Source organism: Desulfobotulus mexicanus, assembly GCF_006175995.1.
Lineage (GTDB): Bacteria > Desulfobacterota > Desulfobacteria > Desulfobacterales > ASO4-4 > Desulfobotulus > Desulfobotulus mexicanus.
Map to the genome: position 1 here is coordinate 159,285 of NZ_VDMB01000001.1, position 21,414 is coordinate 180,698.

Consider the following 21,414-nt stretch of genomic DNA (forward strand, 5'->3'; position numbering starts at 1 on the left):
AAGGCTAATTTCCCGTCTGCTATCTCTGCCTTTTTCCCCTCTGGCACACATCCTGCTAAAGGCCCTGTTTCGGTTCCCCGTGAACAGGGATGCCCTTATTTTTACCCATCCTTCCGCAAGACCCGGGTCTTACAATATTTTAAGGCCCCGCCATAAAAGGAGAAAAAAAGCCCATGCAGAGAATACTGGATTGCCGCCTTCCCCTGCTTGCCTGTCTGCCCCAGAAAGTTTTCAACCTCCGCTACATGGAAAGCCTGCACAGGGCAGGGGTCCTTCCGGTTCTGGATGCGGAGTTCATGGACACAGAAACTATTCTGGAGGCAGGCAGGACGCTGGATGAAAAAAATATCCTCTTTGCCATCCGGGTTCCCCTTTCCCGAAAAGACCTTCTGGAAAAGCTTAAAAAAAATCCCCCCCGATATCTGGAAGCCCTCATTTTTTCCTATGATTTTGAAGATGCCCTAAATAATCTGGATTTGAAAGCTTGGCCCGTCAAGCGCCTTCTGGAGCTGAAACACACGGGCCATGGCCCAGAGCTTTCCCGCATGGGCATCCATGGGCTGGTACTGAAGGGACTTGAGGCCGGAGGTTCCGTTTCCCGGCACACGGCCCTCATTCTCATGCAGGAATATCTTGAGACAAGTGATCTTCCCCTTTTCATCCACGGGGGTGTGGGCATGCACACGGCAGCGGGGTTTTTCAGTGCAGGAGCCAGCGGCCTTGTGCTGGATGCCCAGCTCTGGCTCTGCCGGGAATCCCCCCTTGGGGAGAATTTCCGCAAGCTTTTGAACGGCATTGAGGATCTCGACACCCTGCTGCTGGAAGGCCCGGAAGGCTCCCGTTACCGTTTTTTTGCAAGGCTCGGCACCCGTGTGGCCCAGGATCTGAAAAAGCTGGAGCCCCGCTTTGTGCTGGGTGCGGATCAAAAAAGCGAAGAAGCCCGCATCCTTTCTGAAACCCTGAAGGAAAAAATGGCCGATCTTTCCGATGGGGCTGCGGAAAGTGTGCAGAGTCTTTTCTATCTGGGTCAGGATGCCGTGTTCGCAAGGCATTTCCTTCGCAGGGGCGAGGGTGTGGAAGCCATGATCCACGGGCTTTTTGAGGAAGTGAGAAAAAGCCTTGCCGTTTTAGAAACGGCCGACCCCTTACGGGCCGGAAGTCCCCTGGCAAAAGAGCACGGGGTGAGGTACCCCATCATGCAGGGCCCCATGGCCAACATCAGTGATAACGTGGACTTTGCCGAGAAGGTGGCAGAGGCCGGAGGCCTTCCCTTTTTTGCCATGGGCAGCCTGCCTGTTCCCTTGGCGGAAACTATGCTGGAAAAGGCTTCGGAAAAGGGCATTCCCTGCGGTGCGGGGCTCATCGGCATTGAGGCCTTCAACCGCCGCCTTCCCGAGCACATGGATCTTACCCGCAAATTCAACATTCCCTTTGCCCTCATTGCAGGGGGAAGCCCCGCCCAGGTGCGGGAGCTGGAAGCCTCCGGTATCCGCACCTACCTGCATACCCCCGCCACCCGCATGCTGGAAAATGCCCTTGTCGGCGGGGTGTCCCGTTTCATTCTGGAAGGTACGGAGTGCGGCGGGCATGTGGGCTCCCTCACAAGTCTTGTGCTCTGGGAAATGGGCACGGAGCTTTTGTCTCAGCTGGATGACGCTGCATTGCAGGAAAAAACCCTTGTGTATGCAGGGGGCATTTCCACGGAAGCCGCCTCCCATTTCATCTCCGGTATGGCAGCAGGCCTTTGCCAAAGGGGTCTTAAGATAGGCATTCAGGTGGGAACGGCCTATCTTTTCACCCGTGAGATTGTGGAAACGGGTGCTCTCCATACCCGGTACCAGAAGGAAGTGCTGCACCAGAAGGAAACTCAGGTGATTGGCCGCACCGTAGGCCTTCCCTGCCGCACCGTGGAAAGCCCCTTTTCCGTCAGGATGCGGGAGCTGGAGCACAGCCGCATGGAAAAGGGCGATCCCCTTTCCGGCCGCAAGGATGCCTTTGAAAAGGACAACATGGGCTCCCTTCTCATTGCGGCCAAGGGCATGGTGCCGGATTTTTCCGGAAAAAGTGTCGAATGCCGGATGCTGGAAGAAGAGGACATCTTTGAAAAGGGCAACTTCTGCGTGGGCGATTCCCTGGTCTTTTTCAAAGACACCTGCACGGTGAAGTCCATCCACGGCCGTCTTTTTGACAACAAGACGGCCCTGCGGCGGCATCTTGATACCCTGGAACGGCTTACCCGTCCCGATGGAGAAATATTTGATGAAATTGCCGTGGTGGGCATGGGCTGCGTGCTGCCGGATGCTCCTTCGCCGGAGGCTTTCTGGGAGAATATCTTACACCGCCATGTTTCCATCCGGAAGATGGAGGAAAGCCGCCTGCCTTCCCTCTATGTGAGTGAGGATAAAAGTGCGGAAGATAAAAGTTATACCTCCGTGGCCGCAGATGTCCGTGATTTTACCTTTGATCCGGTAAAATACGGGCTGGATGCAAAAACCGGAGCCCGCCTTTCCCGCAGTCAGCAGCTGGTTCTGGAAGCCGCGTATCAGGCGGCCAGATCCGGTGGTTTTTCTGTGCAAAACAGTAAGGGGAGTAAAACCCTTCCTTTAGAAACGCCTGTGATTCTGGCCTCCTGTCTTGGCAATGAGCTGACCCATGATCTGCACATGAAATACTGGACTCCGGAAATCCTTTCTGTCCTGAAAGCTTTGCCTGAGTTTGAGACCCTTGAAGAAGGGGAAAAGACGGCTCTGGTGAAAGGGATCAGAGAAAGCCTTGCGGGAAAATTTCGTAATGAGCCGCCGGATACGGCTGTACTCAACATTGAGGCCAGCCGGGTGGCCGCCTGTCTGGGAGTGGAAGGCCCCAACTATCTCATCGATGCGGCCTGCGCCACCAGCTTTGCGGCCCTGGACTGCGCCATGCAGGAGCTTCTTTCCGGCAGGGCCCAGGCGGCCATCGTGGGAGGCATCAATACCAACCTCGCTCCGGAAACCTTTGTGGGCTTTTCCAAGATGGGGGCATTGTCTTCCAAAGGCTCCTGGCCCTTTGACGGCCGGGCCGACGGCTTTGTGCTGGGCGAAGGGGCTGTGGTTTTTATCCTGAAGCGCATGCGGGATGCTGTGGCCGAAGGGGATAAAATCTTTGGCGTGATCCGGGGCATGGGAGCCAGCTCCGATGGCAAGGGCAAGGCCATTGCCGCCCCCAATGTGAAGGGGCAGATACTGGCCATGGGCCGGGCCTTTGAAAACATGAAACGGCCCCTTTTGCCCGAAGCCGTCACCTTTCTGGAAGCCCATGGCACCTCCACCCGCATGGGCGATGCGGCAGAACTTGAAAGCGTGAAGGGTTTTTACGGCAAAAACCCAAGCCTTGGGGTGAGTTCCGCCAAAAGTCAGGTGGGTCACCTTCTGGGAGGGGCCGGAGCCGCAGGGCTTTTAAAGGCCCTTCTGGCCCTGAACCACGGTATTCTGCCGCCCAACGGAGATTTTGAGGAACTGGGTCCGGTGCATGATCTTTCGGGAACGGGCATCTTTGTGGTAAAGGATGCCTCTCCCTGGCCCGTAGAAAAAGACCAGCCCCTTCTGGCCGCCGTCAGCGCCTATGGTTTCGGAGGGATTAACTACCACTGCGTATTGGAAGCCCCGGCCTCAGACTACAGCCCCCTTAAGAGGGAGGTATTTCCCGACCTTTCTTTTGATCCCAATGATCAGCGCATCGTGGTGGCGGGCATGGGGCTGGTGCTGCCCGGAACTGAAGATGAAGACAGCTTCATGGAAACCATGGCTTCGGGAAAAAGCCTTCTCACGGAAAAAGCCCATCTGGGTTTTGATGCAAAGGCCTATGCCGAGGAAGACAGGGAATACCGCATTCCCTATCTCAAGGCCGGTCTGTGCAGGGATTTCACCTTTGATTCCATGCGTTTTCGCATTCCGCCCAAAAGCCTTGCCTTCATCGACAGGGGCCAGCTTCTCGCCCTTACGGCGGCGGACCGGGCCATCCGTGGGGCGGGTCTGGAAGAGGAGCTGAAAACACCTGCCAACCGGGTCGGGGTGATGCTGGGTGCCATATCCAGTACCCGCCATGTTGAAAACATTCTCCGCATCCGCCTTGATTTTGTGGCGGCCTGTATGGAAAAAACCAGGGGGCTTTCGCCGGAAAAAAGCGCAAAGCTGGCGGAAGCCCTGACCACCGTCTTCCGCAAGCGCCTGCCGCCCAATACGGAAGACACCACGCCGGGGCTGCTCACCAATATCGTGTCCGGCAGGGTAGCCAATGTGCTGAACTGCAACGGACCCAACTTCACCGTGGATGCGGCCTGTGCCTCTTCGGGCTTTGCCCTGCGGGCAGCCATGATGCACCTTGTGTCCGGCCGCTGCGATTATGTGATCAGCGGCGGGGTGGATTCGGCCTTTTATCCTGCGGCCCTTCTGGTCTTCAAGCGTCTCGGTTTGCTTTCCAAGGAGGACACCCGGTTCTGGGATAAGGGCAAGTCTCAAGGGGTGAACCTCTCGGAAGGAGCTGCGGTGCAGGTGCTGACCACTTACGCCAAGGCAAAGGAAAAGGGCCTTCCCATTTTAGGAGAAATCCGCAGCATTGCCATGGCCTCCAGAGCAGGAGAAAGTGTTTTCGCCCTTTCAGAAAATCTGCTGGCAAGGGAAATGGGGGCAGCCTACCGGGAAGCGGGCATGCTGCCTTCGGACCTGCACCACCTCGATCCCTTCGGCTTTGGTCACAGAATTCCCGACAGCATGGAAAAACGGGCCGTGCACATGGGCCTTGACGGCGCATCGGGCATTTCCTTTGGCAATATCAAGCCGGAATACGGGTATTACAAAGGGGCCAATCCCGCCATCATCCTTTCCCGGCTCCTTCTCATGCAAAAAAACAGAAAAAGACTGCCCCATCACAGCTTTGATCCGGAAACCACCCTCATGGAAGCAGGCGGCCCTCTGGTGAGCCCGGATGAGGCCGAAGACTTTGGTCCGATGCGAAGACCGGCCCTTGCCACCAACCTTCATGGCTTTGGGGGCAACCATGGGCATATGGTAGTTTCTGCCCTGCCTCCCTTCCTCCGGAAAGAAGAGGTCGGAAAAGAAGAAAGGCTGGCCGATTCCCTGCAGCCCTCTCTGGCCCTGCCAGCCACCCTTAGCGGAATGTCCGTGCTCCTTTCCGGTCAGGGAGCCCAGAAGGTGGGCATGATGAAGGATCTCTACGGAGCCTATCCTGAAATCCGCAGCCTCGGGGATCAGGCGGAAAGGCTCTTTCAGGCAAAACGGGGAAAAAGTCTCTTACGCCTGATGTTTGAAGGAAAGGGCGGGGATCTCAACCACACGGAAAATACCCAGCCTGCGGTATTTCTGGCCTCTGCCGCCATCCACAGCCTGCTTGTGAAAAAGGGCCTGAAGCCCGATGCCTGGCTGGGCCACAGCCTTGGGGAATATACGGCCCTCTTTGCCTCGGGCGCTTTAGATTTTGATGCGGCCTTTTCTCTGGTGCTCACCCGCTCTTCTCTGATGCAGCGGGCCGCAGGGGACTTTCCCGGCAGCATCATGGCTGTCTTCAAGGGGCCGCAGGAGGTGGCGGATCTGATTGCTGCCTTTAATGCCGAAGGGGTGTACATCGCCAATAAGAATGCCCCCGGTCAGACCGTGGTTTCCGGCGAAAAAATGGCCATGCTGCGTTTCGGGGAGTTTCTCACCCAGAAAAGTGTGCTTTTCCGCAAGCTGAACCTTTCCGGAGCCTTTCACACGCCGCTCTTTGCCGATGCCGCCAAAGGCATGGCCAAGGCCCTCGGCCCCTTGCATTTTCAGACCAAAGCCTTGCCCCGTATCATCTCCAATGTCACGGCAAAACCCTATCCCGAAGATGAGAACGCGGTGAAGGAGCTTCTCACCCGGCAGATGGTTTCTCCCGTCGAGTTCATGGAAGGGGTGCGCCATCTCTATGATCAGGGCTGCCGCTCCTTCCTTGAGGTGGGGCCGGGCAATCTTCTGGCCCGTCTGGTGGAAAGCCACCGCCTGGAAGGGTTGGATCTGCGCTCTGCCGTTGACCCCAAAAAGGGTGAAAGCGCCAGCATGGAGACCCTCTTCACAAGCCTTGGCAGGGAAAAAGGCTTGTCTGAAAAAAGAGAGGTGCCGCCACAGACGAAGAACCATAGCGCCAGAAATCAGGCCGATATCAAGGGGAGTTTCACCATGAAAGAGGATGAGGACAAAGGGTTTGCCGCATTTCTGGAGGCCAACCGCAGCCGCATGGAAGCCGCCCTTTTGGAGGAATATGAGAAGGAGCAGGATGGTCTTCGCTTAAAAGCCTATGAAAATTTTGGTTTCTACACGGGTGCCGTTTCCATTGCTGGTGTTTCCGTGGGCCTTCCCGGAAGCGGCAGGGCCGTTTTTTCCGATGATCATTTTGACAGCCTGATACAGGGGCAGAATTTCATTGAAGCACTGGGGCAGGAAGAAAAGGAAGCCATGTTCCAGCGCAATATCCGCAGGCTGCACAAAACGCCGGAAGGCAATGCACGTTTTGTGGACATCGCCTCCACGGACGAGGTGATTCATCTTGCGGGAAAACTCGGCTTCTTTGATCCGGAAGGGGAGTACGGTCTGGAAAAGGGGCAGGACATCAGCATTGCCCTTGCCATGGCCGCAGGTCTGGAAGCCCTGAAGGATGCCCGCATTCCCCTGCTGGAGGGCCAGAGCAAAGCAGGCTCCCGCCTTGCCGGAGAGGAGCTGGCCCTGCCTGCTTCCATGCAGGAAACTACCGGTGTCATCTTCACCGGCCTTTTCCCCGGATGGGAAACCCTCATCCATGAAATGGAGGCCTTCCAGCAGCACCGCTATCAGGAAGGGCCGGGACGGGCCCTTGAAAGTCTCTACTATGATCTCATGGAAAACATCGGCGAGCGCAATCTCAAACAAAGGGTGGCGGGCTGGTTCCACGCCATCCGTCCCCTCTGGGAGAAGAAGGAGGAGTACCGCTTTGACAGTACCTTCCTCGATAAAATCACCCCCCTTGCCTCCGCCCACTTTGCCAAAATGATCCGGGCCCGTGGTCCTAATGTGCACTTGAGCGGAGCCTGTGCTTCCACCACTCAGGCCATTGCCGTGGCCGAAGACTGGATTCGCAGCGGCCGCTGTGAGCGGGTGGTGGTGATTGGTTCGGAAACGGCCACGGCATCGGGTCAGGGCCCTTGGATCAGTGCGGGATTTTTAAGCCTGGGCGCTGCCTCCATTGAAAAGGAGATTTCCAAAGCAGCCAAGCCCTTTGATGCGGATCGCAACGGCACCCTGTTGGGTGCCGGAGCCACGGCCCTTGTTGTGGAAAGAAGGGACCGTATCCGGGAACGCGGCCTTGAGGGGCAGGCGGAAATCCTTGGCACCTTCCTTGCCAATGCGGCCTTCCACACCACCCGCATTGATGTGCCTTATCTGGCAGGAACCATGGCCCGTTTTGTGCGGCAGGTGGAGGCCCGCCATGGTCTTGATGCGGAAAGCTACGCTTCCCGCATGGTGTTCATGTCCCACGAAACCTTCACCCCTGCGCGGGGCGGCAGTGCGGATGCGGAAATTGAGGCCCTGCGTGCGGCCTATGGCCGGGATGCGGGCAAAATCACCATCACCAACACCAAGGGCCTCACGGGCCATACCCTGGGGGCGGCCATTGAAGACGCGGTCATGGTGAAAGCCCTGCAAAGGGGCCAGACCCCGCCCGTGGCCCACCTGAAGAAGGTGCCGGAGCATTTCAGCGATCTGAAGTTCAGCCGTGGAGAAAAGGGAGACTTCCAGTACGGCCTGCATTTTTCCGCAGGTTTTGGCTCCCACTTTGCCCTGCTCATGGTGAAGCGCACGGAAGAACGGGCCACGGAAAATAACGCCGCCTATGAGGCCTGGCTCTCTGCCATCTCCGGCATGGAAAAGCCCGACCTCAAGATGAAAAACCGGGTGCTGGTGCTGGCAAGCGCTCCGGGTTTTTCGGGAGAAAGTCTTCCCGTCCTTACAAAGGAAAAACCCCCTGCCCCTGTTATGAAGGCAAAGGCTGAGCCGAAGGTCTCTTCCCGGGTGAAGATTCTGGAAGAAATCCGGAACATTCTTTCCGAGCAGACGGGCTATGGCACGGACATGCTGGCGGAAGATCTGGATCTTGAGGCGGATCTCGGCATTGATACGGTAAAACAGGTGGAAATTTTCTCCAAGGTCATGGGGCATTTCGGCCTTGGAACCAAAGAGGACGCGCCTTTGCGGGAGCTTTCCACCTTAGGGAAAATTGCGGACTACATTGCGGCCCAGTCGGGCGCAGTATCCCTTGAAGAAAAAGAGGTGGCAGAAATTTCTGCCGCAGGTGTTTCCGGGAGAGAGGGTATCCTTTCAGAAATCCGGAACATCCTCTCCGAACAGACGGGGTATGGCACGGACATGTTGGCCGAAGATCTGGATCTTGAGGCGGATCTCGGTATTGATACGGTAAAGCAGGTGGAAATTTTCTCTAAGGTCATGGGGCATTTTGGCCTTGGGGCCGAAGAGGATGCGCCTTTGCGGGAGCTTTCCACCTTAGGTAAAATTGCGGACTACATTGCGGCCCAGTCGGGCGCGGTATCCCTTGAAGAGAAAGAGGTGGCAGAAGTTTCTGCCGCAGGTGTTTCCGGAAGGGAGGCCATCCTTTCAGAAATTCGGAACATTCTTTCCGAGCAGACGGGCTATGGCACGGACATGCTGGCCGAAGATCTGGATCTTGAGGCGGATCTCGGCATTGATACGGTGAAACAGGTGGAGATTTTCTCTAAGGTCATGGGGCATTTTGGCCTTGGGGCCGAAGAGGACGCGCCCCTGCGGGAGCTTTCCACCTTGGGTAAAATTGCCGACTACATTGCGGCCCAGAAGGGGGCCAGCGCTCCCGAAGAAGACGGAAGGGGGGAGAGCCTTGTTTCTGAAAGTCCCGGAAGCGAAGAAGATCCTTCTCTTCTTCCGGCAGACCCTAGCGGCAGTGAAAAAGGGCTTTTCCGCTTTGTGCCGGATGTACGCAAAGCTCCTGCGGAGGCAGGCCCCCGTTTTGGTATTTCAGGTCGTAAGGTGCTGGTGACCTTAGACGATCAGGGCCTTGCCGCACCCGTGATGGAAGGCCTTGAAGCCGCAGGTGCCGTGATTCTCACCGCAGGCCGGGACAGGGGCGATTATCTCCTTGAAGACCGGGATGCGGAAAAAAGCGCCCTCCTTTTCGAAGAAATTGCCAAGGCCCATCCGGATCTCTGCGGCCTTGTGCTGCTCCATCCCTTGAATACGGAGGTGCCAGAAGGCCGTGAGCGCATGCCCGCCGCCCTCTTTACCGCCATCCATGCCCTGCGGGAGTCTTTAAACCGGCAGGGAGCCTTCATTGCCATGCCCGCCTTCCAGTCCGTGATCTTTCCCACGGCCATGGGCATCCGGGAAGGCGAGATGCGTCCGGACCCGGTGCAGGCGGCCTTTTCCGGTTTTCTGAAAAGCCTTGCCCGGGAGTTTCCCCATACCCGCATCAAGGTTACGGATTTCGGGGACAAGCGCTTTGACGGCCCCTCCATGGCCAGCCGCTTTGTGAAGGAACTCCTCACCGGCGATGGCCGGGTGGAAACGGGCTTTGTGGGGGAAACCCGCTTTCTGCCCACCCTCCTTGAAAAAAAGGTTCAGGGGCAGAAGAACATCCTTTCCGGCTGCACCGTCCTTGTCACCGGCGGGGCAGGGGGCATTACCTTTGAGATGGTGAAGGCCCTTGCGGAGGAAGAAAAGGATGTGGCCTTCATCCTTGTGGGCCGTTCGGACTTAAAGGATCTCACTCCGGAGACCGCAGGTCTTTCTTTAAAGGATCTCATGGCCCGTCTGGCGGATAAAATGCCGGGCCTGTCTCCCCTTCACCTGAAAAAAACCGCAGAGCGCATGCAGGGCCTGCACCGCACGGCGGAGAGTCTCCGTCTTCTGGAGGAAAAGGGCGTTTCCGTACGCTATGTGTCTGCGGATGTGACGGATTCTGCCGCCGTTCAGAAACTGGCCGAAAGCTTCCCGGAGGTGGATGCCATCATCCACGGGGCAGGTGTGGAGGAATCCCAGGTCTTTGATAAGAAAACTCTGGATTCCTTCCTCCGGGTCTTCACGCCCAAGGTCAGGGGTATGGCCCATCTGCTGAAAGCCTTCTCCGGCCATGATCTCAAGGCGATTTTCGCCTTTTCCTCGGTCACGGCCCGTTTTGGCAATGCCGGTCAGTGCGATTACACCGCAGCCAACGACATGCTGGGCAAAATGGTCTTGGCGGAGCAGGTGAAGCGGCCCCACTGCGTCACCAAGGTGCTGGCCTGGACAGCCTGGGAAGGCACGGGCATGGCCACACGGGGTTCTGTGAAAACCGTGCTGGAAAGCCGGGGCCTCACCTTCCTGCCCTTAAAGGCGGGAATCCGCTTCTTCCTTGGGGAGTGCCGCAGCCCCGAACCCTGCGAGGCCGTGTTCACGGGCAAAGACCGGGCCTTTGATCCCGATGGCCTGCTGCCCCTTGCCGGTCAGGGGCCGGTGCTGGATGCCTTTCTGGATGCAGGGCTGGAGCTGGAAGGTGAAACGGCCCGTTTTGTCCGCACCCTGACTTTGGAGCGGGATCTTTTCCTCAAAGATCACAGTCTGGACGGCGTTCCCCTTTTCCTCGGAGCCACGGGTCTTGAAACCCTGGCCGAGGCGGCCCTTCAGGTGAGCGGAAGGCGCTATGTGACGGAAATCGAGGAATTTTCCATTCCCTATGGGATCAAGCTTTTGAAAAACCGTTCCAAACGGTTGGAAATCCGGGCCAAAGGCCCTGAAGCGGATAGCGTGGCTGTAGAAATGCTTTCTTCCTTCACACGGCCCGGTTCTTCGGAAACCACGGAAACCCTGCACTATACGGGCAGGGTGCAGACGGCGGATCTGCGGCCCGGCGTTCAGCTCATGGTCATTCCCGATCTGCCGGGCCTGCGCCACAAGGGCAGCCTCGGGGATCTCATCTACCGGCCCACACGGCTTTTCATGGACGGGGTTTTCCGCAGCATTGAGTCCGTGGCGGGTTTTGACGGCAGGCAGCTTGTCACCCTGATGCGGGATCCGGGGCAGGGCTTTTTCTTTGCCGGTGTCAAGGCACCTGATTTCCGAATCCCTGTGGTGCTGCTGGATGCCATGTTCCAGACCGGAGGCCTGTTCAACATGCTGGGAAAGGGTACGCCTGTGCTGCCCTCTTCCTTTAGTCGGATGCGGATTTTTGATATGCCCGAAGCCCGTACGGCCTATGTCTGCGTGACGGAGAAAAAGGCGGAACTGGAAAAGACGGATCTCTTTGACATGGCCCTTGTGGATGCCAACGGCCGCCTCATGGTGCGGGTGGAGGATTTTCAGATGATCCGCATTCCTGCGGCGGCGGGATTTTCCCTGGAAGGGGAGGTGGAGGCCTTTGGGGTGAAGAAGGTTTCTTAGGGTGAGACAGGAGATGTGCTTTTAAAGTGAAAAGGGGCGGGTTTTCCGGGGGTGCCGGGCCTGCCCCTCTTTTTCACTGCGGGTACCTGTTGTTATGGGCGTTCATAAGAATCAGCGCTCAATTTTATGCAGATACACATCCTGCTGGGGAAAGGGAATGGAGATGCCTTCCGCATCAAAGCGTTTTTTCATTTTTTCATTCAGGTCAAAAAGCACGGGCCAGTAGTCACCACTTTTTACCCAGGGCCGGACAAAAAAGTTCACGCTGCTGTCGCCCAAGGAAGAAAGGGCAATAAGGGGTTTGGGTTCTTCCAGTATTCGGCTTTCCTCGTTGAGAACCTCTGCAATCACCCTTTTGACCTTATCGATGTCATCGCCGTAACTGACACCGAAAACCATGTCCACCCTCCGGGTTCCGGTTACGGAATAGTTGATGATATTGTCTCCAGTGAGTTTTGCATTGGGTACAATCACCTTTTTATTGTCCGGCGTGGTGAGTTCTGTGGTGAAAATGCCAATATCCTGTACGGTGCCAGCTGTGCCGCCTCCTTCAATATAATCACCGACCCGGAAGTGGCGGAAAATGATCATGAGCACCCCTGCTGCAAAGTTGGAAAGGGAGCCCTGCAGGGCGAGACCGACGGCCAGACCTGCGGCACCGAGGATGGCGATGAAGGAGGTGGTCTGCACTCCCAGTTTTCCAAGGGCTGCGATGATCACAAAGGTCAGGATGCCGAAATAAACAACACTTGTGAAAAATCCGGAGAGGGTGGGATCTATCTTTGACCGGTCCATGGCTGTTTTCAGCATTTTGCGTATGGACCCTGCAATCATACGGCCGATAATGAAAATGGCCAGGGCTGCAAGAACCCGCAGGCCGTAAAGGGCCAGAAAGCTTTGAACATCAACAATCATGGAATCAACGGATGGCATGGATTTTCTCCCTGTTTTCGGGTTGACGGAAATGTTTTATGGTGAAGGGACCGTTTGTTTAAAGGTACAGGAGCTTTTGGATGGCAGGCAAGGTGTTTTTTGCCGGAGCATGAAAGGCGGATAATTTTTAAGAAAGCCCAATGACACGGAACCGCAGATGCACAGGATGATCATTGCAGAGTTTTGAACGAGTTTTAAAAATGCATGTTCAAAAACTGTTCAAAAGTGCTTGAACGATAAGGCATAGGTCAGTACTTCTTCCTGCCATCGGATGTCGATTTTATGATACGTTCAAAACCTGTCTATAAAATGGGCAGGTATGAAAGGTTTTGTTTTTTTGCTTGCCACCAGAGAGTCCAGCCGGGCAAGGCTTGTGGAATAAAAAAACTTATGAACACTCCCTGTTGAAAAGTCTGCATGGCAGGTATGTATTTTTGGAAGGAAATATGATTTTATGGAAAAACTAGAAAAGAGAAAGAAACAAGCAGAGCAAGGTGCAGGTTTTTTTGGAAAAAAGCTCCTGGCCCTGTCTTCGCTTTTTTTTCTTCAGGGTCCCATGGGTTTTGCCGGACTGGGGCTTGGAATGCTGGGTCTGGGGGCGGCTGTGCTTTTGCTGGCGGTTTCGGGCTGGTTTATCACAGCAGCAGGGGTGGCGGCACTTTCCCTTGCTACCCTGCACAGCTTTAATTATCTACAGCCAGCAGCCCTGATCCGTCTTCTGGCCATTAGCCGTACCCTGGCCCTTTACGGGGAGCGTATTGTTTCCCACGATGGTATTCTTAGTCTTCTACAGCGCTTGAGGCTCTGGCTCTTTGACGGACTTTCCAGCATGAACCGTTTTCGTATGGCAGGTTTTGGCAGCGGTGAGCTGATGCAGCGTATGCTGGCGGATATGGATCGTCTGGATCAGTGGCCCCTGCGGGGGCTTGCCCCATGGGCCTGGGCCACAGGGCTCTCTGCCCTTGTCTCTGCTCTGCTGTTCTGGCTGCAGCCTGATCTTGCAGTGATTTTTCTTCTTTTTATCATTGCCGTATGGGGGCTTCTGCCCTGTTTCATACTGCTGCCGGTTCTTCGATGTACCCGTTCCCATACCCGGATGGAGGGAAAGCGCAGGCAGTTTCTCCTTGAGACTCTGGCAGGTCTCATCACCCTGCGTACCACGGGTGCTTTTAGGGCCAGAGGTAAAGCTCTGGAAGCCATGGATAGCGAAATCCTCGGGAACCAGTGGCGTATACAGGTGTTTGGTCTTGTCGCCCAGCTTTTTATTCTGCTGAGCCTTTCCGCAGTGCTATGGATGGTGGTGTTCCATGGGGGAAGGGCCGTTGAGGCCGGTCAGTTTTCTGGGGCTGTGCTGGTGGGTATCGCCTGCGTGATTCTGGGACTGACGGAAGTGTTTTTGCCATTATCTGCAACCTTTCAGTCACTGGGTTTCACCCTTGAAGCCAGGGACCGGATCACTGATTCTGTGGCAGGAGCCAGGGAAATAAAGGGCGGTGTGAGATCCCTGCCACAAAATCTTTCCTTTTGCCTTGAAAATGTAAGTGCCCGTCAGAAAAATGCGGCAACGGGACCGCAGGGGGTTTCATTGACCCTGCATAGGGGCGACAGTCTCTGGATAGAAGGGCCTTCGGGCTGTGGAAAGTCCACTCTGGCTGCGGTTATGGCGGGCTGGCTTTCTCCGGAAGCAGGGGAGGTTCGGGTAAACGGTGTAGCCCTGATTGATGTTGAGGAAGGCTGCCTGCGCCGGCATGTGGGGCTTCTGGATCAGGATGTGCATCTTTTTCCCATGATGCTGGGAGAAAATCTCCGGCTTGCCAGCCCCCTTGCCGGGGATGATCTTTTGATGGACCTGCTTGATGAGGTGGCCCTTGGCGACTGGGCAAGGGAGCTTCCCGAAGGACTGAATACGCCCATCGGGGATTACGGGACAGGGGTTTCAGGGGGCCAGGCCCGGAGACTGGCCCTGGCCCGGCTTCTTTTAATGGAAACGCCGGTTCTTATTCTGGATGAACCCTTTGAAGGTCTGGATGCTGACACGGCGGATGCCCTGCTTACCATGCTGCGCAGAAGACAGAAGGATGGGATTCTCATTGTGATCAGTCACCAGCATCTGAAGGGGAGCTTCACCCATTATCTTCGTCTGTCTCCAGCATAACGGGTTTCGGCGCCCTGGCAAATGCCGCTGTTATTATACATCCGAGGCAGGCTAAGCCTGCAAGCAGAAGGGCCTTTTCAAATCCTATGGCAATGGCCAGCCTGTTGAAAATCCATATGCTTTTTTCAAAAATGAATCTTAAACCAGAAGAAATAGCCGTAGGTATTGGGCTTACCCCCGAACAGGTAAAGGCCGTCAGGGCAGGGGGGCTGATCCTGTGGCCTCCTATCTATAAGGTTTAAATCCTGTTTTCCGGGCGGTATCGGGCGGAGTGATCTTTTGGTGGCTGTTTCTTGCGCTTTATGATTCAGGGGATTATAATTTTAGATAATAAAGGTTATCGGCCCATGGTTAATGCAAGTCTGTAGCCATGCAGGATTTTTTACTGTAAGAATAGAGTAATAGAAATGAGAGGAAGCCAGTGGGCAACCATGATATTTTTTTCAAGAAGATTTTAGATGTAGAGGGCCATGCAGAGGAACTGGTACGGTCATCACTGCCGTCTGCCATACTTGAGGGCTTGGATCTGAGTACCCTGAAGGAGGAAAAAGGCTCATTTTTAGGAGAGGAGCTGTCAGAGTATTTTTCTGATCTGCTTTACACATGCCAGTTTAAAGGTACGCTGATCCGTATAGCCCTGCTTTTTGAGCATAAAAGCTATGTGGATAATGATCTTCCTTTTCAGATTCATTTATACACGGGTGGTTTCTGGGAACGCTGCCGTAAGCAGAAGATAGAACGAACCCCCATAATTCCCATAGTGATCTATCATGGAGAAAGAAAATGGCAGCCCGGTCTTCTCAGTGACTGTTTTAAAGACCTGCCCCCCATGATCAAGCCCTTCATCCCGGATTCAGAGTACATTTTTGTGGATCTTTCAAGCTGGCAAGATGAAGATATCAAGAATAAGCTCTTTGCCATGGTTTCCATGAAGTTCTGCATGCTCATTTTTAAGAACGTTTTTGATCCTGATAAGCTGAAAGACAATATAAAGGAATATTTTGAGCTGGCATCCTCATTGTTTGAAGATGAAGATGGTCTCAAGATCATCAAAAATGTCATAGAGTACATTTTTAAAGCCACAGATCTTCAGCCTGAATATGTGGCTGAGACGATAGGTAGTGTAAGCCTGAAAGGAAAGGAGCTTGCTATGACTACAGCGGAAAGACTTATAAATGAGGGCCGTAATGAAGGTGTATATAGCGAGAAGTACCAGACCATTATGCGCTTCTCAGAACTGAATATCAAACCTGAAGATATTGCCCATGGTGTTGGACTTACACCAGAGAAGGTGCGGGCTGTTATTGCCGCAGGGGACAAGGGGCTGGATCTTCTCATAGGAGAGGATACTACCAAACATTAAGCCCTTCTGATTTTGATTTTTACCCATCCATGACCGGACGCAGCCTTCACATGGGTTGTGCCCGGTTGTTGTCTTGTGGGGTATTCTGTGGCTCTTGTGCCTGGCCTTGTATCCAACAGTTCTTCCGTATCACCCCCCCCGATTGATGTTGAGGAAGGCTGCCTGCGCCGCCATGTGGGGCTTCTGGATCAGGATGTGCATCTTTTTCCCATGACGCTGGGAGAAAATATCCGGCTTGCCAGCCCCCTTGCCGGGGATGATCTTTTGATGGACCTGCTGGATGAGGTGGCCCTTGGCGACTGGGCAAGGGAGCTTCCCGAAGGGCTGAATACGCCCATCGGGGATTACGGGACAGGGGTTTCCTGGGGCCAGGCCCGGAGACTGGCCCTGGCCCGGCTCCTTCTCATGGAAACGCCGGTTCTTATTCTGGATGAACCCTTTGAAGGTCTGGATGCGGACACGGCGGATGCCCTGCTTACCATGCTGCGCAGAAGGCAGCAGGAGGGGATTCTCATTGTGATCAGTCACCAGCATCTGAAGGGGAGCTTCACCCATTATCTTCGTCTGTCTGCCTCATGAAATAATTTCTGTTTCCATGGTGATCTGTAATTGGATTCAGTAGCTTGTTTTTTATACCCGAAAGCGTACCACAAGATGACTCAGTTCCGATCCGAGACGGGCAAGTTCGCTGGAGCTGTTCATAACTTCGTCGCCTTCTTTTTTCAGGTTGACGGTTTTTTCATTTACGCCTGAAATATCCCTTGAAATATCAGAAGAAACTGTGGAAAGCTGGCTTACATTGGAATTGACTTCCTGTGCCCCTGCAGAGGCCTGGGAGATGTTACCTGCAATTTCTCTTGTGGCAACGCTCTGTTCTTCCACAGCAGTGGCAATGGTGGTGTTTATTTCGGATATTTCGCCTATTACACTTACAACTTCTGATATGGTATTTATGGTTTCTCTGCTAAGGGCCTGAACCCCTTCTATGCTGGTGCGGATTTCCTGGGTAGCATGACTGGTCTGTCGTGAAAGCTCTTTTATTTCTCCGGCCACAACGGTAAAGCCTTTTCCTGCTTCACCTGCACGGGCGGCTTCAATGGTGGCATTGAGGGCAAGAAGGTTAGTCTGCTCAGATATTTCCGTTATGGTTTCCGTAACCGTGGAAATCTGACGGGCGGCCTGTTCAAGGGCCTGCATGCGCTCTGAAGCTGCCTGGCCTGTATTGACGGCTTTTTCTGAAATTTTTCTTGCCTTTTCAGTATGCCCGGCTATTTCCGTTATGGTTGAGGTCATCTGTTCTGTGGCTGTGGCTACCATATTGATACTGGTGCTGGCTTCTTCCATGGCCGATGCCACGGCATGGATGCTTGTACTCATTTCATGGCTGGCTGCGGCAACACGGCCTGCATTTATTGCGGTGCCTTCGGTCTCTCTGGCCATGTTTACTGCAATACTGTTAAGGCCGGAGGAGGATTTTTCAAGGCTGAGGGCATTCTTCTGAATCTGTCCTACCATAGCCTGCAGTTTTTCCATGAAGGTATTGAAACTGCGGCTTAGCAGTGCAATCTCATCATTTCCTTTCACAAACAGGCGCTTGGTAAGATCTCCTTCACCTTCGGATATATCTTTAAGATTATCAGCTACTCTGCGGATGGGGCGGGTGATGGAGCCTGAAAAAAGTATAACAGCAAAGGCTGCAATGGCAATGACTGCAAGACCTGTGGCAACAATATAGTAAAGAAGGCTTTTTACTGGGGCCAGAACCTGATTCATGGGTATTCCCACGGCAAAGGACCATGGTGTTGTGGATCTGCCTATGGAAAAGGGATGTGCCAGTACATAAATATCCGTACCCATTTGCTCTGCATATACGGTAAATGTGTATTGTCTGCCGTTTTTTACCGCATCGGCAAAATCATTGACCTTGTCTCCTGTCATGTCCCTTTCGCTTTCACGCATCTGTCTGCCGAGTCTGGAAGAATCAAAGTGAGCGGCTACTGTCCCGCCGTTGGCAAATATGGCGGCGACACCTGTGCCGTAGGGCCGGATTTTTTCTACCTGGGACTGAAGATGGTTGATGGACATGTCTATGCCGACCACACCCACCACGGCTCCCTTGCTTTTAATGGGTACGGCAAAGCTTGTGATCCAGGTTTCTGCACCGCCGATATTATAAGAGTAGGGGTCTATAATGGATTCATTACCTGTTTTAAGGGGAATCTGGTAGTAGTCTCCGTCACCGGCGCTGTTGTATCCCACTAGGGCTTCTACGGCGATCCTTCCGCTGCCACGGTTCCAGAAGGGTATGAATCTTCCGCTGGCATCCGTACCTTCTTTGTTGCGGTGCAGATTATCAAGGCCATCCAGTGCATCCGGCTCCCATACGGACCAGGCTCCTATAAATCCTGGGTTGGCTTCCAATACTCTTCTGAGGATGCTGTTAAAATGGGCTCGTCTTTCTTCTGCCCTCAGGTTTTCAAATCCTTCCATGATCTGGGCCATGGTGCGGGCTGCAAGCATGCCTTCTTCAAACTGAGCCCTTATGTCTTTGGCATATCCGTCGGCAAGAACCTCCGCATATTCCACTGCCGAGGCAGTCTGCATGGTCCCAGCCCTTATATAAATTACCGTTGCCATGCAAACAACGCCTGCCGTAATGATTGCGAGAACTGAGCCTATAAGTTTCTGTCCAATGGTCATTTTTTGAAGATTTATCATGTTTAGGACATCCTTTTCTGCTGGTTTTGGCAGAAATCCATATAAAACAATATTTTATTCTGCTTTGTCTGATGGTGTGACAGGGAGAGTGAAGAACGTAAGGATATACTCTGATCGTCCTTTTTTAAGAGGACATAAGAAAAACTTTGGCCAGTTTGTTTACAATTTTCTTATGTTTGATTGTTGATCATTTGGAGTATAAAAATTTGGCAAGAAAAACAGGTGCTAGTATGATTTAAAACAGAATAACCCAGCAAAAAGGCTTAAGTCCACCTTTTTCTCGGAGATTTTGAAAAAATGTCATAATTGGATTTAAGCTCAAGGCGGGATTAAACTGTCTTGGTTAATAATGGAAAGATGCCCCGGCGTATGTTCGTGGCATCTTCCATTCGGATAATTTGAATGATCTTATGACCTGTGATCAGGTGCCCTGGCAAATGCCGCTGTTATGATACATCCGAGGCAGGCAAATCCTGCAACCAGAAGGGCCTTTTCAAATCCTATGGCAATGGCCAGTCTTGGAGCGATGAGGGCGGCAAGGCCGTAGAAGATAAAGATGGCACCATAATTATTTCCCACATTTTCAAGGCCGAACCATTCTGCGGTAATGGTGGGCAGCATGGCTGCAAGGCCGCCGAAACTGAAGCCAACGGCGCAGGTTGCCATGAGAAAACCCGCATAATTCATGGGCATGAGGGCCATATAGAACATGGCGGCACTGAGGAGTATGAAAATTCCCAGCATGGAAAATTTTCTGCCCAGCCTGTCGGAAATCCATCCCCAGCCCAAACGGCCAAAGGCATTGAAAAGGGAAATGGTGACAACGGCGTTTCCTGCGGCCGCAAGGCTCAGCCCTACCATTTCCGTACCTATACTGGCGGCAACACTGATTATCATCAGCCCTGCGGAAACTCCGAAAAACATCCATACGACAAGCATGTAGAACTGGGGCGTGGCCATGGCCTGCAGGGGTGTGAATTCCTGCCTTGCAGACTTTCCTTTTTCAGGGGCGGGCGGATTCCAGCCCGGCGGCTGGTAGCCTTTGGGGGGAACCACCAGAGCCATGGCACCTGCAACGATAAGGCTGCCATAAATCAGCCCCAGATAGAGAAAGGCTTTGGAAACGCCGTAGTTTTCTATGAAAAAAAGAATTACTGGCTTGAAAAGCATACCACCCAGACCTAAGGCTGCAAGGATAAGGCCTGTAATAAGACCTCTTTTTTCAGGAAACCACTTGGAGCAGGTGGCAAGGGGTGTAACATAGGCGGCTCCGATGCCGATACCCGCAATCACACCATAGCTTAAATAAAGAAAATAGATGTTTGTGGCAAAGCTTGCCATGGATACGCCAAGGCCCGTCAGGATGCCCCCGGCTATGGCCACTTTGCGGGGGCCCACCTTGTCCTGTATTCTTCCCGCCACAATAACAGCCAGAGAAAAGAAGGCCAGGGTCAAAGAAAAGGTGAATACCGTATCTCCTGCTGACCAGCCGAAGGTTTCCACAAGGGGCTGGTTGAAAAGACTCCAGGTGTAAATGGCCCCCAGACTGAGCTGCATGAGAAGGGAGCCTGCAACCACAAGCCAGCGGTTGGGAAGGGAGGATTTTTCAAAATTTTCCATCATGAATCTGTATTCTCCGTTATGATATGAATAGAAAGAATTGACATTAAAAATCTAAGGTTTATAGTATTTTAAGTAAGGTTTGGTCTTTGCATGACACCTTTACCTTTTTTAAAAAAGGAGGTCCGCCATGACCCTCCGGTTCAATACAGACATAACAGGCATGTTCGGGGCAAACCAGCTTTCCCGTTTGCAGCAGGGGCTGGGTTCGTCCATTTCCCGCATGGGGTCCGGTCTGCAGATCCAGAAGGCAGCGGATAATGCTTCCGGTCTTACCATTGCCAATAATCTTTCTTCACAGGCAAGGGGATTCGGTCAGGCCATGCGCAATGCCAGCGATGCCATAAGCATTGCCCAGGTGGCAGATGGCGGGATGTCCGGTGTATCCGCAACCCTTCACGGTATCCGGGAAAAGGTGCTACAGGCGGCCAATGCCAGTCAGTCCACCGAGAGCAGGACTGCCATTCAGGCAGATATTTCAAAGGCCGTTACTGCCATGGATGACATTGCATCCAATACCCGTTTCAACAATCAGCCCCTCCTTTCCGGAACTTTTACGGATAAAAGTTTTCAGATAGGAAACCTGCCGGGCCAGACACTAAACTTTTCCATCTCTGCCGTCAATTCCGGCCGTCTTGGAGATCCGGATCTTGGTACTGTTGCGGATATTGATGTGACCACAGAAGAAGGTGCCAGGACTGCTCTGGGTATTGTGGATGCTGCCCTTGGGCAGGTTAATGCTAACCGTGCCAATCTGGGTTCGGCCCATAATCAGCTGGAAAGCAGTATCAGAAGCATTGCCACCAGCCGTGTTCAGACATCTGCTGCGGAATCTTCCATCAGGGATGTGGATATTGCCGAAGAATCCATGAATATGAATCGGATAAAAAATCTTACCAATGCCAGTCTTTTTGCCCAGATTCAGGGGCGGGCCAACCGGGAGAATGTATTTTCCATTCTGATGCCGGGTGCTGCATAAGCCAGAGGCCTGACGCATCTGTGGATATGATAAATTAATTTAAAATGAGAAAGGACAGCTCTAGCTCTGCTGTCCTTTTTCTATGCTGGAAGACAGCAGGCAGTTCTTGAGTCTGCTCACGGCTATCCGTAAAGGCTTATTCTCTGTGATCTCTGACCATAAAATACCCGCTGAAGGTCTTTCTCCTATAGGG

At 53.6% G+C, this 21,414-nt stretch carries 8 protein-coding genes; 5 read left to right on the forward strand and 3 right to left on the reverse strand.

The genetic code is table 11. The annotated features are described in order from the left end of the window. The first annotated feature begins 173 nt into the window (after positions 1-173). Entirely contained in the window at positions 174-11,453 is an 11,280-nt protein-coding gene (locus FIM25_RS00695) for a type I polyketide synthase (RefSeq protein ID WP_139445140.1), read from the forward strand. Between the two features lie 111 nt (positions 11,454-11,564). Here FIM25_RS00695 and FIM25_RS00700 read toward each other — a convergent pair whose 3' ends face one another. Then, the gene (locus FIM25_RS00700; RefSeq protein ID WP_139445142.1) at positions 11,565-12,386 is read right to left on the reverse strand and encodes a mechanosensitive ion channel family protein; all 822 of its coding nucleotides are present in this window, start codon (positions 12,384-12,386) and stop codon (positions 11,565-11,567) included. Between the two features lie 454 nt (positions 12,387-12,840). Between FIM25_RS00700 and cydC the strand changes: the two genes are divergently transcribed. From cydC to FIM25_RS00715, 3 genes are all read left to right on the forward strand, one after another. Then, positions 12,841-14,541 carry a thiol reductant ABC exporter subunit CydC gene (cydC, locus tag FIM25_RS00705; RefSeq protein WP_139445144.1) on the forward strand — a complete coding sequence of 567 codons (1,701 nt, stop codon included), beginning with the start codon at positions 12,841-12,843 and terminating at the stop codon, positions 14,539-14,541. A 421-nt stretch (positions 14,542-14,962) separates the two neighbouring features. Next, positions 14,963-15,904 carry an Rpn family recombination-promoting nuclease/putative transposase gene (locus FIM25_RS00710; protein WP_139445146.1) on the forward strand — a complete coding sequence of 314 codons (942 nt, stop codon included), beginning with the start codon at positions 14,963-14,965 and terminating at the stop codon, positions 15,902-15,904. An 87-nt stretch (positions 15,905-15,991) separates the two neighbouring features. Continuing rightward, positions 15,992-16,483: an ATP-binding cassette domain-containing protein gene (locus FIM25_RS00715; RefSeq protein ID WP_179953061.1), complete on the forward strand. Its 492-nt coding sequence runs from the start codon at positions 15,992-15,994 to the stop codon at positions 16,481-16,483. 51 nt (positions 16,484-16,534) lie between these two features. Here FIM25_RS00715 and FIM25_RS00720 read toward each other — a convergent pair whose 3' ends face one another. Together FIM25_RS00720 and FIM25_RS00725 are read right to left on the reverse strand one after the other, a co-directional pair. Next, entirely contained in the window at positions 16,535-18,622 is a 2,088-nt protein-coding gene (locus FIM25_RS00720; protein WP_139445149.1) for a methyl-accepting chemotaxis protein, read from the reverse strand. 408 nt (positions 18,623-19,030) lie between these two features. Then, a complete protein-coding gene (locus tag FIM25_RS00725; RefSeq protein WP_139445151.1) occupies positions 19,031-20,245 on the reverse strand; it encodes an L-lactate MFS transporter in 1,215 nt (404 codons plus the stop codon). 127 nt (positions 20,246-20,372) lie between these two features. On the opposite strand from FIM25_RS00725, the gene FIM25_RS00730 reads away from it, so the two are divergent. Beyond that, entirely contained in the window at positions 20,373-21,221 is an 849-nt protein-coding gene (locus FIM25_RS00730) for a flagellin (protein ID WP_139445153.1), read from the forward strand. The last annotated feature ends 193 nt before the right edge of the window (positions 21,222-21,414 follow it).